General features: G+C 68.7%; 11 protein-coding genes. 2 read left to right on the plus strand and 9 right to left on the minus strand.

What is annotated here, in order from left to right; all coding sequences use genetic code 11:
- Positions 1-6: 6 nt before the first annotated feature.
- The 8 genes from AB0J87_RS59745 to AB0J87_RS59780 form a co-directional block, all read right to left on the minus strand.
- A complete protein-coding gene (locus AB0J87_RS59745; protein WP_363984255.1) occupies positions 7-918 on the minus strand; it encodes a carbohydrate ABC transporter permease in 912 nt (303 codons plus the stop codon).
- The gene (locus AB0J87_RS59750) at positions 915-1,817 is read right to left on the minus strand and encodes a sugar ABC transporter permease (RefSeq protein WP_363984257.1); all 903 of its coding nucleotides are present in this window, start codon (positions 1,815-1,817) and stop codon (positions 915-917) included. Before AB0J87_RS59750 ends, AB0J87_RS59745 begins: the two co-directional genes overlap by 4 nt.
- A complete protein-coding gene (locus AB0J87_RS59755; RefSeq protein WP_363984259.1) occupies positions 1,814-3,178 on the minus strand; it encodes an extracellular solute-binding protein in 1,365 nt (454 codons plus the stop codon). The genes AB0J87_RS59750 and AB0J87_RS59755 overlap by 4 nt, the downstream gene beginning before the upstream one ends.
- Positions 3,175-4,200, minus strand: a complete 1,026-nt coding sequence (locus AB0J87_RS59760; protein ID WP_363984261.1) for a LacI family DNA-binding transcriptional regulator — start codon at positions 4,198-4,200, stop codon at positions 3,175-3,177. The genes AB0J87_RS59755 and AB0J87_RS59760 overlap by 4 nt, the downstream gene beginning before the upstream one ends.
- 554 nt (positions 4,201-4,754) lie before the next feature.
- On the minus strand, positions 4,755-6,221 hold the full coding sequence (locus tag AB0J87_RS59765) for a hypothetical protein (protein ID WP_363984263.1): 1,467 nt from the start codon (positions 6,219-6,221) through the stop codon (positions 4,755-4,757).
- On the minus strand, positions 6,218-7,093 hold the full coding sequence (locus AB0J87_RS59770) for an OmpA family protein (RefSeq protein ID WP_363984265.1): 876 nt from the start codon (positions 7,091-7,093) through the stop codon (positions 6,218-6,220). Before AB0J87_RS59770 ends, AB0J87_RS59765 begins: the two co-directional genes overlap by 4 nt.
- Before the next feature lie 11 nt (positions 7,094-7,104).
- The gene (locus AB0J87_RS59775; RefSeq protein WP_363984267.1) at positions 7,105-9,588 is read right to left on the minus strand and encodes an Hsp70 family protein; all 2,484 of its coding nucleotides are present in this window, start codon (positions 9,586-9,588) and stop codon (positions 7,105-7,107) included.
- Entirely contained in the window at positions 9,585-9,908 is a 324-nt protein-coding gene (locus AB0J87_RS59780) for a hypothetical protein (RefSeq protein WP_363984269.1), read from the minus strand. The genes AB0J87_RS59775 and AB0J87_RS59780 overlap by 4 nt, the downstream gene beginning before the upstream one ends.
- A 647-nt stretch (positions 9,909-10,555) precedes the next feature.
- Between AB0J87_RS59780 and AB0J87_RS59785 the strand changes: the two genes are divergently transcribed.
- Together AB0J87_RS59785 and AB0J87_RS59790 are read left to right on the plus strand one after the other, a co-directional pair.
- Complete coding sequence (locus AB0J87_RS59785; RefSeq protein WP_363984271.1) at positions 10,556-12,394, plus strand: serine/threonine-protein kinase; 1,839 nt, start codon at positions 10,556-10,558, stop codon at positions 12,392-12,394.
- A 76-nt stretch (positions 12,395-12,470) separates the two neighbouring features.
- Entirely contained in the window at positions 12,471-13,232 is a 762-nt protein-coding gene (locus tag AB0J87_RS59790; protein WP_363984273.1) for an FHA domain-containing protein, read from the plus strand.
- 559 nt (positions 13,233-13,791) lie between these two features.
- Here AB0J87_RS59790 and AB0J87_RS59795 read toward each other — a convergent pair.
- On the minus strand, positions 13,792-15,309 hold the full coding sequence (locus tag AB0J87_RS59795) for a glycoside hydrolase family 43 protein (RefSeq protein ID WP_363984275.1): 1,518 nt from the start codon (positions 15,307-15,309) through the stop codon (positions 13,792-13,794).
- Between the last annotated feature and the right edge of the window lie 11 nt (positions 15,310-15,320).

The raw sequence follows: 15,320 nt of genomic DNA on the forward strand, positions 1-15,320 counted from the left end.
TTTCGTTCATTGCTTGACCCCGCCGGCGGTGAGGCCGTTCTGCCAGTAGCGCTGGAGCATCAGGAACGCCGCGACCAGCGGGATGATGGACAACAGCGAGCCGGTGACCACGAGGGGGATGACGTCGCCGGTGCCGCCGCCGCCCACCGACGCCCGCGCCGCCCAGTTGGCCAGGCCGACGGTGACGGGGTAGAGGGAAGGGTTGTTGAGCATGATCAGTGGCAGGAAGTAGTTGTTCCAGGTGGCGACGAGCGTGAAGAGCAGCACGGTGACGAAGCCCGGCGCGAGCAGGCGCAGCACCACCTGGCGGAAGATCCGGAACTCGCCGGCCCCGTCGATGCGGGCCGCTTCGAGGATGCTGTCGGGCACCGCCTCCTCGACGTACACCCGCATGAGGTAGAGCCCGAACGGGTTCGCCAGCGAGGGCAGGATGACCGCCCAGGGCGTGTTCACCAGCCCGGCATTCGAGAAGATCAGGTACGTGGGAATGACCAGGGCGGTGCTGGGCACCATGATCGCGCCGAGGACGGCTCCGAACAGCAGCCTGTTGCCGCGGAAGGCGAACTTGGCGAACCCGTAGCCGCCCAGGGCGGCCAGCAGCGCCGCGCCGCCCGCGCTCACCAGCGCGTACATCGCCGTGTTGAGCAGCCAGTGGACGTACACTCCGCCGTCGGCGGTGAAGACGTTCCGGACGTTGGCCGGCAGCGCGAAGTCCCCGCCGAACCAGAGCCCGAAGCTGGAGAACAGCGCGCCCGTGGTCTTCGTGGCCGCCACCACCAGCCAGAACAGCGGCAGCAGGAAGTAGACCAGGACGGCGAGCATCCCCAGCGTGAGCACCGGGCTACGACGCCGGACCACTGCGGCGGAATGGGCGGCGCCGGCCGCGGCCCGGGGCGGCGCCGTTGCGGTGACGGTCATGTTCTCCTCCGGGCGACGGCGAGCTGGACGGTGTACGACACCACGACGATGACGAGCCCGAGCAGGAAGGAGACGGCCGCCGCGTAGTTGACGTCCTGGCTGATGAAGGCCAGGGAGTAGGTGTACAGGTTGGGGGTGTAGGCGCTGTCGATGACGTTGGGGGCCAGGCGCTGCAGCAACGCCGGCTCGTTGAACAGCTGGAAGCTGCCGATCACCGAGAAGATCAATGCCATCAGAAGGGCGGGACGCAGAGCGGGGATCTTCACGCTCCAGGCGATCCGCCAGGCGCCGGCACCGTCCACGGCCGCGGCCTCGTACAGCTCGGTGGGGATGGCGCGCAGCGCGGCATACAGGATGATCATGTTGTACCCGGTGAACTCCCAGGTCACGATGTTGGCCACCGAGCCCAGCATCAGGTCGCCGCTGAGCAGGTTCGGCGCGGGCAGGCCCAGCGCCTCGACGAGCTGGGTGATCGGCCCGAACTGCGGGCCGTACAGGTAACTCCACATCAGCGCGGCGATCACGCCGGGCACCGCGTACGGGACGAAGATCCCCAGCCGGATCACCCGCGACAGCCACATCACGCCGCTGTCCAGGGCGAGGGCGAACAACAACGCCAGCCCCAGCATGATCGGCACCTGGACGAGGAAGAACCGGCTCACGCGCAGCACGCCGTCGAGCAGCCGCTCGTCGCTCAGCGCCTGGATGTAGTTGTCGAGACCGGAGAACGTGACACCGCCGATCAACTGCTCCCGGAACAGGCTCAGATATCCGGCGTACGCCAGCGGTGCCACGAGCATGGCGACGAACACGAGGAGGAACGGCGCGACGAAGAGGTAACCCACCCGGTTCCGGCGGGCGCTCGCCCGCCGGGACGGCGGCACTGTCATGACGCTCATGGCGCGACCTTGAAGCCCTGCTTCTCGGCGTAGGCGGTGATTGTCTGCTGCCACTTGTCCAACGCGGCGGCCGTGTCGGTCCTGTCGGCGAGCGACTTGCCCACCGTCTCGTTCCAGTCATTGTTGATCTGGTCCATGAACGGCAGCCAGGTGAAGTCGGTGGGGACCGTGCCGCTGATGTCGGCGAACACCTTGTTCACCTGCTGCCCGCCGTAGAAGTCCGATTTCTGCTCGACAAAGCCCGGGTCGCTCAGCAGCGCCTTGATCGGCGGATACAGGAACTGCAGGGTCGTCAGCATCTTGGCCGACTCGGGGTCGGTGTTGAGGAATTGGGCGAACATGGCCGCGGCGATCGGGTTCTTGGTCGTCTTGACGACGGCGCTGGTCGAGCCGCCCCAGTTGCCGGATTTCTGTTCACCGGCCGTCCACTGCGGCAACGGCGCGACACGCCACTTTCCGCGGGTCTCCTTGGCGCTGGTGGACAGGAAGAGCGGGCCCCAGGCGGCGGTCAGCCAGGTCGCGTACCTTCCCTTGTTGAGACCTTGGAACCACTGGTCGCTGAAGTCGGCGTCGGCCGACAGGACCCCCTCCTTGACCAGGCCGCTCCAGTAGGAGGCGAGCTTCTTCGGCGTCGCACCGGCGACGTCGACGGAGATTTGGTCGGCGCCCTTCATCTGGAACGGCTTGACGCCGGCCTGCCACATCAGGCCCGTCCAGATGGAGTTGTGGTTGGTGGGGAAGTTGGTCAGGTACACGCCGGGGTCGGCGGCGTGCAGCTTGCGGGCCGCGGCGGCGAACTCGTCCCAGGTCTTCGGCGGCTGGATGCCGTGCTTGTCGAAGATGTCCTTGCGGTAGAGCATCCCCATCGGCCCGGTGTCCTGGGGGATCGCCCAGACCTCGCCGTTCCTGCCGCTCACCTGCCCCCACGCCCAGTCGACGAACCGGTCCCCGAGCGCCTGCGCGCCGTACGGCCGCAGGTCCAGCAGACCGCCGGTGATGGCGAAGCCGGGAATGTGCTGGTACTCGATCTGCACGACGTCCGGGGCGCCGCTGCCGGCCTTGAGCGCCGTCCGCAGTTTCGTGTACTCCGCCTGGCTGTTACCTGCGTTGACCACCTTGACGCTGATGGCGGGATATTTCTTCTGGAACAGCGCCACTTCCTTCTCGATGTCGGGCAGCCAGGTCCAGAACGTGAGCTCGGTAGGCGTCTTCATCGCCTTGTCGATGTCGGCCTGGCTGATGGCGGCGGCGGGCTTGCCCCCGCCGCCGTCGGTGCTGCCGGTCGTGCCGCCGGCGCATCCGGCGAGGAACAGGGTGGCGGCGGCTCCCACGGCGAGCCGCCTCATCCTTGGCATGGTCATCTCTTACTCCTTGGGGGGGTGGTCGACCGGCGCAGCACGAGCTGCGCCGGCAAGTCGTCGACGGTCGCCGAGCCGGGGGCGTTCTCGATCTGGTGGAGGAGCAGGTCGAGCGCGTGTGCGGCGATCGCCTCGAAGTCCTGGCCGATGGTGGTGAGCGGTGGCGACAGGTACGCCGCGGCCGGGATGTCGTCCATCCCGACGACGCTCACCTCTTCGGGGACGGCACGGCCCGCCTCGGTCATGGCCCGCAGCAGGCCGATCGCCATCTCGTCGTTGGCCACGAACACCGCGGTGACCTCCGGGTCTGCGGCCAGTCGCCGGCCGGCCTCGTAACCCGAGGCGGGCGACCAGTCCCCTTCAATCGGCGGTGGCGCGGCGATCCCGGCGGAGTCGAGCGCGTGCCGCCAGCCGCGGGCCCGGTCGTGCGACGACGGCCACTGACCAGGTCCCGCGACATGCCAGACCGTCGCGTGCCCCAGGCCGAGCAGGTGCTCGGTGGCGACCCGGCCCGCATCGAAGCCGGATGTTCCGGTGACCACCATCCGGGGGCCGTCGAGACCAGGGAACCTGCCGAAGCTGAGCACGGGGATGTCCGGGTCGATGCGCAGCTCCTGCCCATCGTCTACCGGCTCGGACAGCACGATGCCGTCCACACCTTGGTCCAGCAGGGACTCCACCGCGCTCATGATGCTGTCCGGTCCGCCCTCGAACGTGTGGACGACGCTCAACGCGTAGCTCGTCTGCCTGGCCCGCCGCTCCAGCGCGACCAGCAGCGACGAGGGCCCGTACAGCGAGCTGCCGAGCGAGACCACCCCGATGCGCTGGAAGCGGCCCAGATTGAGCGCGCGGGCCGCGGTGTTGGGCCGATACCCGAGCTCGCGAGCCACCGCGAGAACCCGCTCCCGAACGTCGGCGCTGACGTACGGCTCTCCGTTCATGACACGCGAGACGGTCTTCTGCGAGACGCCGGCGCGCCGCGCGACGTCGATGCTGGTAGGGGCGCGGCGCCTGGCCTCCGGCATGAGAGCTCCTCGATACTGACTACGTAGTCATACACGGCGGATCTGTCGCCTGACTACGTAGTCAGACGGGGGATGCCCATTACTCTCGATTCCGGACACACCTCTTGTCAAGGGCTGGTTTCACGCTCGTTTCCCCCCGTGACCCCCCCACATGCGCCGGCCGCGCCGACTGGGGCGCTCACAGGCGGTGGCTTCTCCATGGAAAGCCGCTGCGGGCCACACCCGCGCAGCCGAACAACATCCCGGTGAAGAAGACCGGCCGTATCTCCCCGCACATGCTGCGGCGGTGGCGAGAAGCAGGCTCGCCTACAGCAAGGCGAGGACGGCGAGCCTCCCTTGCTGACTTCCTCGCCCTGCACCGGGTTCCGTCTGCCGACCGCACCGGCAACTACTCGAGCCGTCCCCATCAGTGGGGACATCACCCCGCACGCTCTCCGCCACACCATGATCACCATGCTCCGCGACGGCGGTGTCGCCCCCCGGCGTCATGCAACTCATCGCCGGAGCCCTGGTCGGTCCAGATCAACGCTCCCGTAGGTGACCGGCATGGTCGGCTAGCGTCCGGCCTCCGACGGACGGTCACCGGGCCGCCAACCCTTGGCGTACAGCTCCTTGACCGGCCCGAACTCGGTGAGGTCGCGGCGCGAACCCGCGATCAGCCAGCTCGTCACGAAGATTCCGACCGCGATCAGGACGGTGCCCAGGGCGATGGCGTCCATCAAGAACGCGACGACCGTAACCGCGGCCAAGGGTCCGATCAGCACGGACCCGGCGATTCTCCAGCCGCGCTTCCTCCTGCACCGGCGGCAGCGCGGCACGTGGACCGTAACCGTCCGCCAGGTTATCCGAGTCTGGTAATACGCGGTCTCGCGGTTGACGTCACCGTGCATAGGCAGTTTCAGCGCGCACGCCTTGTCGGCGTCCTGTCCGCAGAAGAAGCAGGAGGCATAGGAGAGGTTGTCGCGAATGATGTCGACGTTCTCCTGCACGCGGTCACGGACCGATTCCGTGTTCGCCAGGGCGAGAGCGGGCTGGAGAAGGTCCAAAGATCGCTGATACCCCTTGGCCGTGTTGACGTAGGCCACGACGCAGCCGAGAACGGTCAGGGCCATGTCGTCACCGGCGTCCCGCACCACCCGGTGATCGTCGGGCAGCACGCTGGTCACCACTCTGAGAAGGGGCTTGGCCTCATCGAGGAACCGCTCGGCCAGCTCGTCCCCACGCCCAGGGGCCGCTCTGATGGCCTGCCCCGCGTTCTCGCACAGCGTCTTGATCCTGGACTTCTCGTGCTCCACCGCGCCGTGCAGGGCCTCGTCGACCAGCTCGGACGCGAATCCGGACGCACGCATGCCGCTGATGTGCCCGCGTGAGTCCTTGAGCTGCCCGTCCCGTGCGGCTGCGACCGCCAGTTGGGCGTTGATCGCCAGCAGGGCAGCAGGCAGATCCTCACGTATCCGGCGGACCGTGCCCGCGGTCAGCCGCGGATCGTCGAGCTCCTTGGCCCGTGCCCGCATCAGGTCCCAGAAGGAGTCGTCGGCGATCACCTCGGCCCAGCACTTGTAAGCCCGCTTCCACAGCCGTATGGCGTCGGCGTCCAGCCTGTCCGCGTCAAGCGCCCAAACGTGTGACAACACCGCGATGTTGTGCACCGCGATGGCCTTGGCGGGCCGCTTCGTCGTGCGCTCCCACACGCGGAGCGCGTCGTACGGCTCGCCCTTGAGCAGGGCGGCCATGGCGGCGTCGGTCTCGCCGTCGGCCATCGGCCACAGCCAGAACAGCTCGTCCACCAGCCGGGACACCGGATCCCTGAGCCGCTGTGCGGCCCGTTGCCGCGCGTCCTCGTCAGGGGGTTGCGCGGGCGGCAGTATCCCCTCGCTCGCGCCGACCCTGCCGAGGCTCTCCATGAGGCGCAGTTTCTCTGTGTGCCTCCGGATGTCGCGTGTCGTCGCGCGCACCGGGAGCCCCGTGATCCGGAAGGCGTTCTCCCGGTACAGGTCCGGCCGCAGCCCCACCAGCTTCATCCGGCGGCTCCGGAGATCCGCAGGGTGACGGTACGATTCCGAGCGTCGTCGCGGTACGGCGGCATGACCCCGCCCAGGGACGACAGCGCGAACCTGGTCGTGGGGATCCGCGACGTGGTGCGGAGGATCTCGCGAACGTAGGTGGCCCTGGCCAGGCCGAGGTCGGTGTTGCTGACGTACTCGCCGCCCGGCAGGAGCGCGTCGCGGTCCGTGTGGCCGACGACGGCCACGTCTATCTCGTTGGCGTACGGGCGCAGGCGCCCGCCCAGGCCGTCGAGCACGGCCTGACCGCGGCGAGTCAGCTCGGTGCCCTGGCTGAACAGGGCCTCTTCGAAGACGATGGAGATCTCCCCCGGCGACCGCCTCACCCGGATTCCCGGCACATCGAGTCTCATGCGGGCGAGCACGTCGGGCTTCTCCGGCGGCGAGATCGTCACGACTGTCGGTGGGGCGGCGACCTCCCGGCCCGTCGGCAGGGCCGCGGGCTGCTGGGACATCCGCAGCCCGGCGGTCTCCAGGCGGATATCGACGAGCAGGACGAGCACCGCACCTGTGACCAGCACCGTGCACGTGGCGAGCAGGCCCTTGCCGAGCCCGCGTCGCCGGGCGGCGGGGCGCATGGCCGCGATCCGCCGCCGCCCGGCGGCGATCTCCGCCCCGCCTGGGGCCAGCCGCTCCGCCTCGGCCCAGCACTGGTCCGCCCGGTCGAGGTCGCCCTGCTGGGCGTGGATGCGAGCCAGCAGGTCCAGCACGGTCACGCTGGGCTTCTCCTGGAGATCTTCCAGCAGCTCCACGGCCTCGCCGTGGCGACCGCTCCGTGCCAGGGTCCTGGCCTGGGCCAGGACCAGCTCGCGGGTGATGGAAAGGGACATGGTCGCCTGCTTCATGACCCGCGTACGACGGTGCTGGACAGATCGAGCGGTGGCGGCGCGGGCAGCATGCTCTCCAGTTCGCGGTTCACGTCGCGTACCGTCCTCATGTCGCCCCGCTCCATCGCCTTCCTGCCCGTGTCGATGAGCTGGGCGGCCTCGTGCCCGTCACGCATGTCAGGCAGCAGGCTCCGGAGATGGTCGAACCGGATGCGGGGGAGCTCGTCCGTTCTCTCCAGCACTTCCGCCGCCAGTCCGTACAGGTCGTCGACACGTCTCCTGAGCAGGTCGGCGTCATGAGCGTTGATCGCCTCCCGCATCGCGGACTCGAGCGTGGTCAGGGTCCGCTGGTCGTTCAGGTCGCCCATGCTCAGCACGATGTCCCGGACGCCGGCCATCGTGTCCTTCGCCTCCTGGACCAGCTTGGGCCACTCCACCATCTCCTCGACCTCGTCGATGGCAACTTGGAGATCGAGCAGACGCTTGCCGCACTCCGTGGCGGCGTTCGGATCGGCGCGGGCCGCGTCGACAAGCCGGTCGAGGTCCTTGGCGGTCCCTTCCGCGTCGATCCTGGCGAGCAGCGTCTCGGCCCTGGCGTCGCCGAGGTCGCCGGCCTCCGTGCGCAGCTCGTGCAGCCGGTGCTTTTCCGCATGCACCTTCCTGTTCAGCTCGTCGTGCGTGGGAGTCGTCTCGGTACGCAGGTTGACGACGTGCTCGAACTCCTCGTCAAGGAGCGGGATGTAGGCACGGGCGACGACCAGCCGGGATTCGTCGACCACCACGGAGAACTCCACCTCGCTGCCCGCCGGCACGTCACGGGTGACCTGGCCAGGATCGATCTGCAACCGGCCGACCCGCCGGTTGCGGTCGGCGCGCGAATGCTCGCCCTCCACGATCGGGATGCGGATGTAGCCCTCGAGACGGCTCCGGCTGAGCGCGATCGTGGTGCGCAGCGTGTGCCTGCGCCTCGCCGGGAGCGGCGTCCCCCTCGGGAGCAGCCAGGCCACGCCTTGGTCCTCCAGCCATACGCCGATCGCGTTGGTGAGCGTGGGTTGGGAGTCGACGGCTCCGACGGTGTAGGTCAGCCGGTCGGGGGTCACCTTGCGCCGGGTTCCCGAGCCGTCGGTGAGCTCGACGCGGAACGTGTTGGCCCGCCCGCGCTCGGCCCACAGTGTGGTGGTGAACGTCCCGTCGGCGTCCAGCGCGATCTTGCCGCTCCGCCACTCCGGCCGGGCCTCCGGGTTGACCAGCTCGATCGCGAACCCCGCTGTGTCCGCCCCCGACACCCGGCCTCCGATGAGCGGCTCGGTGTCCGCCCCCACCGGCTGGTAGGCCAGATCCACTACGTACTCACCGGCGGGCGGGACGGACAGCGGCTCCATGGCGTCCAGGCGTTGGGTTCCGGCGAAGATGGCGGCGCCCGTGGCCACGGCCGTGATGGGGTCCTTGCTGTGGTCGAGCGGGATCCCGAGCCCCTCCCGGGCGTCGGCAAGCCGTTCCCGGAGGTACGGCGACAGTGTGGGGCCGCCCACCAGCAGGACCTTCTCGATGTCGGCCGCGCCGAGCCCGCGCTCCTCCAGGGCCTTCTTGCAGAGGTTCACCGAGCGCACGATGAGCGGCTCGGTGAGCCGCTCCAGCTCCGCCCGCCCCAGGTCGTAGAAGAAGTCGATATCGTCGCCACGGTCGTCCTTCAGCAAGAGGGAGATCGACGCGGAATCGCTCCGCGACAGCTCGATCTTTGCCTCTTCCGCGGCCCGCTTGAGCTGGCTGATGGTCGCGAGTGAGCTCGGGTTGCCCCGGCTGAGATCGGCGAACCGGTACTCCCTCGTCAGGGCCGGGACGAACAGCTCCTCGACGATCTTCCAGTCGACCAGCTTCCCGCCGAGGGTGTTGTCACCCCGGTGGTTGACGACGGTGAACTCGCCGTCCCTGATATTGACCACGGCCGCGTCGAACGTCCCGCCTCCCAGGTCGTACACCAGCCAGAAGGCGTTGTCAGCCGTGCTCTGGAACCCGTACGCCAGCGCGGCCGCGGTGGGCTCCTGCAGCAGCGGCGCGTGCTCCAGCCCGGCGAGCCTGGCGGCCTGCTTGGTCGCCTCGCAAGCGCTCAACTGGAAGGCCGCCGGCACCGTGATGACCGCCGCCCGCAGATCATCGCCGGTCCGCTGCGCCACGTCGCCCTTCAGTGACTTCAGCACTTCAGCGGACATCTCCTCCGGCGTCATCGACCGGCCGCCGTCGGCGAAGACCTTGGGCTGGTCTGTCATGCCCATCCTGGCCTTGAACTCGATGCAGGTGTTCTCGTGATCCAGCTCGCTGCGCTTCTTGGCGACGTCGCCGACGTGGAGCCGTTCCGCTCGGTCGATCCAGATGGCGGAAGGAGTGATCTCTGATTGGCGGTTGTTCTTGACCACCTCGACATCGACGCCGTTCAGCACGGCGATCGAGCTGTTGGTGGTACCGAGGTCGATCCCGTAGCCGATCGTGGTCCTGGTCACGGGGTGGCTTCCTTCGCGACGGGGTCGGGGGTTCCCACGATCACCTCTCCTCGCTGAATCACATGATCGTTCAGGTAAATGCTCGGCCGGATGGTCTCCACCACCCGGTCACGGTCGAGTCCGAGCGCGGGCTGGTAGGACAGCACCTCGATCGCGAGCCCCGGGTCGAACGGATCGTTCAAGTGCTCCTGGATCTTGATGCCGGCCTGGGCGAAGGCATCCCAGGCCATCTCCAGGTAGCGGGTCACGGCCCGCGTCTCCCCCGGGAGCCGCCGCACCCGGCGATCGAGCCGCCAGATACTCGTCACCACCTCGGCCACCGAGCGCCCTGGGAGAGTGTCGTCCGGAGTCTCCGTGGGCCGGTCCGTCACGAGGCGCTCGAACGCCACCAGGGCATCCTCAGGCCAGGCCGCAGCGTGGATGCGGAATTCCCTCGGGTGACGTAGCTGCCGTACCTGCGCCCTTATGGAACTCAGCAGTCCCACGTCCGCACGTCCCTTCCCGCTTGATCGCCGCTGTTCGACGCAAGGTAGCGCCACACATCCGGGACCGGTCCCGTCTTGTGTCCGACTCCTCGACCATGGACGTGTAGCGAAAGCCGTCAAAATGCAATTGAGCCTCTGCGTATCTCGCGCGCATGGTTGAGCTGGGGTTTCCCCGAGCGCACGTGACGCTCGCCATGGATCAGCATGCAGTCGGTTCACTCGACTCCCACCGTCCGGACCCAGCGCTCGGCATGGCAGTTCACCTCGACGTCCGCGGCGGCGTCTTCACCGCCGCGATGCCGGGGCGTCGGTGGCCGCTGTGGCGCAGTTGGTGCAGGTCGAGGCCGGCGTAGCAGTCTGGGCCGTACCGAGCTGACTTCGGGTGACATAGGCCGTCAAAACGGGTGACCAAGACGCTGTGTATTTCCCCGCTCACCCAGTAAATTCGAGGTTCCCGGTGATCGGCGAGGGGAGAACGGACGGTGCGCCAGGGCAGGACGGTCGGCGGGCGCTACCGCCAGGAGACCTGCCTTGTCAGCAGCCGCGCCACAGAGGTCTGGGTGGCCCGCGACCTGCTGCTCAACCGGGATGTCGTGCTCAAACGCATGCTCGTGGACAACGCCGGCTTCAGCCGTTTACAGGCCGAGGCCCGCGCCCTGGCCGCCTTCAACCACCCGCACGTGGTCACCCTGTACGACGCCGTGCAGGACGAGGACGAGGCGGCATCGTGGATGGTGATGGAGCACGTGCCCGGCGGAAGCCTCGACGAACACCCGCCCATGCCGCCGCAGCAGGCGGCTCGGCTCGGCGCGCAGATCGCCGGCGCGCTGACCGCCCTGCACGGCAAGGGCATCGTGCACCTGGACGTGAAGCCGGGCAACATCATCCTTACCGACGACGGTGTGACCAAGCTGGCCGACTTCGGCGCCGCGTACCGGGTCGGCGGCAGGGAGACGATCACGCCCAACGGCGCCATCAGCTACACCGTCGACTACGCCTCGCCCGAGGTGATCCTGGGGCGGCCGGAGCCGGCCTCGGATGTGTTCTCCCTCGGCGCCACCCTGTATGCGCTGGTCGCCGGGCGGCCGCGGCCGGGGGCGGACGAGGAGGAGTCCGACACGTACGTCACTGCGTGGGAGGCCGCGCGTGGCGCCGTCGATATGACGGCCGACGTCGGGCCGCTGGAAAGCCTGCTGGCGGACATGCTGCAGCGTGAGCCGGTGGAGCGGCCGAGCGCCGCTGAGGTCCGGCGGCGGCTGGAGAAGATCGCGGGATCCGCGGCGGCCCGTCCCCGGCGGTGGCCGTTCATCGTGGCGGGCGCGGCGTTGGTCGTCGTCGTCGCTTACGCGGTGTATCACACGGTGAGCGGGCCGCCGGGCAAAAGGAACCCAGACGCGCTCACAGCAAGCTCGGCCAGTTCGGCCAGGCCCTCAGCCGGCCCGGCAGGGCACCCGGCCGGCACGGTCGCTCCATCGGTCAGCCCATCGGCTTCCCTGATCGGTGACCCGCGCACCGCCGACCCGTGCGCCCTGACCGACCCCACCGCGCTCAGCCGGTTCGGCAGGACGGAGCTCGACGTCGGCTACGGCAACTTCGACCGGTGCGACGTCATCGTGCTCCCGCCCGCCAAGGGCGTCGTCGACGTCAAGGTGCTGCTCGACCGCGACCCGCCGCCCGAGCGGGCCCGGCCGGCCAGGACCGTGGGCCCGATCGAGATCGTCCACGACCCCGCCGAGAGCACGGTGTGCTCACGCACGCTCTTGCTGCCCGGCGTCCATGACACCGTCGTGAAGGTCTTCGCGGACATGGTGGAGGTCGGCGAAGCCGACCTGTGCGCCATCGCCGACGCCGCCACCACCACGGCGGCCCAGGTGCTCGCCGGCGGCCCGATCAAACGCCGCTCCCCGCCACCGCCCGCCGGCTCCCTGGCCCAGAAGGACGCCTGCGCGCTGCTGCGCGGCGACGCACACATCGACGCCGCCGGCCTCGATCCCGGGTTCGGTGGATGGCGGTGCTCCTGGGACAGCACCACCGACGACACGTCGGTGTATCTGCAGTTCGACCGCGAGCTTCTGCGAAACACCGAGGACGACGGGACGCCCACCCGCGTCAACGGCTACCGGGCCTTCGTCACGCCGAAGGGCGAGGGCGGCGGGACCTGCCTGCTCCAGGTGGTCTACCGGTCGTACACTGACCAGCGCGGCGAGACCGCCGTGGAGAAGGTGCGGATCGTGGTCGACGGCTCGCTCCCCACGGACCGGCTGTGCCGGATGGCCACCGACCTCGCTCGCTCCGCCGCTGCCCAGCTCCGCGGATCGTGACCTCTGGGACCGGTCCGGACGAACCCTGAGATCCTGCTTGTGCGCACATCCGACCAGCGCCGATGGAGGCGAAACGATGAGTGGCAGCCTCGCGCACGGCGTGGGCTCGGCCCTGCCCGGCACGCTGCACGCCCGTACGATCATGGGTGGTATCAGGGTACGACCTATCCCCGGTCGCAACGTGCGCTTCGGCCGCGCCGAACGCCCCGACGTCGACCTGAGCGTCGGCGTGGACGACCAGTCGGTGAGCCGCCTGCACGCCGAGGTGACCTACCGGGACGAACGGTGGTGGCTGCGTAACGTGGGCTGGCAGCTCCTGCGCCTGCCGCGCGGCCGGCTGGTGCATTCCTCGACCGACCCCATCCCGCTGGCCGACGGCTACACCCCACTGTTCATCAGGGGCTCCGGCTACCGGCAGCACCTGGTGGAGCTCTACGTCACCGGCGAGGACGGCGAGCCCCAGACGAACCGGCACCGGGCCGAGACCATCCCGCCCAGGATCTGGGATCTGAGCGACGCGGAACGCCTGCTCCTGGTCGTCCTGGGTGAGCACTATCTGCTGTACGAGGAGTCGCCCCGGCCGTTGACGTACAAGCAGGCCGCGGAGCGGCTGGCCTACCTCCGCCCGGAGGAGGGCTGGCGGACACGCACCATCGAGAACAGGATCGAGATCGTCCGCCACCGCCTCGACGCCGGCGGCTTCCCGTACCCGCTGCTCCACGACAAGGACGCCGGCCGGCCGTACGACAACCAGCTCCTGCACAACCTCCTCAGGGGCCTGGTGGAGTCGACGACCCTGGTTCCGCCGGACCTGAACCTCCTGGAATCCGACCTATGACTCTGCGCCTGCCGAAAACCACATCCATGCCCGGTCAAACAGGCTCTGCACCACTTTCGAAGCGACTACAAGTTCTGCTGGCAGCTCGCGTGTACACGATACGGCGCGGCATCCTCCGCCACTTCCCGACGCGATGACAGGGCCGGACCGTGTATCGCGGTAGATCGTTTAGGCGGCCATCGCCAACTCGGACCCCGGTGATGAGCAACAAAGATCCGCTGCTTCTCGCGGCGATCCTCTCGGTCCCGTTTACAGCACGGGCTAGGGATCGATCGGCTGCATCACGACAGCGCTGAGGACAAAGACGCAGGCCCGCCGAAGCAACGACGGGCCTGCTGGGTTCGGTGGTTCAGGTTGTGGCGTCGCCGGTGTGGTTCGGCAGGGTGATCAGCCGGGAGGTCTGGGCGACTGCGGCTGCGGTGTTGACGAGGGCGGCGGTGGATTCCGCGGCGGCGCGGGCCACCTCTGGGTAGACGCCGGTGCAGGCGTCACGGGTGAAGGTGGACGGGACATGGCGGAGGGGGCGTTCGGCATCGGGGAGTTCGACGACCGCGGCCGGTCACCGTGGGATTGAGGTCCTGGCGGGTGCCGGACCTTGCGCCGCACCTCCTCCACCGGACAGGGCTCCGCCGGACGCGCCCCAGCCCGTCGTGCCGCTCTCCATGTCGCCGTTGGCCAGCAGGTTCCCGCCGGCAGCAGTACCGCCGCTGAACTGCCACCAGTTGACGTTGAAGAGATTGCCGCTCCCGCCGGTGTACTTGAAGTACAGGTCATGAGTGCCCGTCGCGCCGTTCACCGGGCAGGTGACGGTCGTCCACGTCTGCCAGCCGCCGGTTCCCGGCACGGTGCAGGTCCCCACCAGCGTGCCGTTGACACCGTCGAGGTGGAGCTCGATCCGGCCGCCGCTGGTCGCGGAGGCCACCCGCGCGGTGAAGGACGTCGCGCCGGAGCCGAAGGCGACGCCCTTGACCTTGATGTGGTCGCCGTTCTCGATCCAGCCGACGTTCATGCCACCCTCGCTGGAGGGCTGGGTCTCCACGCCTGACTCCCCGGCGATCGTCTCGGCCTCCTGGCGGACGTAGGGGTTCAGCGTGGCCACCTGGGGTGCTCCGGTCGTGGTCATGTTGATCGTGGGGATGGTGCCGTCGGCGTTGTAGCTGAATTTCTCCACGGCGACCGAGCGGGTGAAGCCGCCGCCGCCCGGCAGGGCGCCGTTGTGGTAGAAGAAGTACGACCCGCCGTTGAAGTCGATGATTCCGGGGTGGTTGGTGAAGCTGCTGCCCTGCGTGGGCATGACCGTCCCGCGGTAGGTCCAGGGCCCGGTGGGGCCGGGGGCCGTCGAGTAACCGATGAACTCTGAGCAGCATTTCGCCGCGAAGACGTTGTAGTACAGGCCGTTGCGCTTGTAGACCCAGGGTCCCTCTTCGTACAGGGTCGGTCGGCTCGTGTTGCCGGTGCGGGTGCCGAAGCCCGCGGTGGTGAGGGGGATCTGCGTGGGACTGCCCGAGTACGAGATCATGTCCGGGTTGAGCCTGACGTACCACAGGTTGGGATTGCCCCAATACAGATAGGCCTGCCCGTTGTCGTCGATGAAGACGGTGGGGTCGATCTCACCGTTCCTGACCAGCGGGCGCCCGATGGCGTCGGTGAAAGGCCCGGTGGGGCTGTTCGAGACCCCGACGCCGATGGCCATCTGACCGCTCGCCCGGTCTTTCACCGGTACGTACCAGTAGAACTTGCCGTTTCTGTAGACGGCCTGGCCGGCCCACGCGTCCGCGCTCGCCCAGCTGAAGGTGGCGACGCTCATCGGCGAGCCGTGGTCGGTCCAGTTCACCATGTCCGCGGACGACCAGACCCGCCACTCCTTCATGGTGAAGTACGTCGAGCCGTCCTCGTCGTGTCCCGTGTAGAGATACACCCGGCCGTTGTGCACCAGCGGAGCGGGGTCGGCGGTGTAGATGGTCTGGACGATCGGGTTGTCCGCCCTGGCCGTGCCAGGGATCATCGTCACGAGGCAGAGCAGCGCCATGATCACAAGCGCGCCGCGCCCGGGTAAGACTTCGAACCGAAGTTTCATGATCACCTTCC

The organism is Nonomuraea sp. NPDC049625 (assembly GCF_040675285.1).
Taxonomy (GTDB): Bacteria; Actinomycetota; Actinomycetes; order Streptosporangiales; family Streptosporangiaceae; genus Nonomuraea; species Nonomuraea angiospora_A.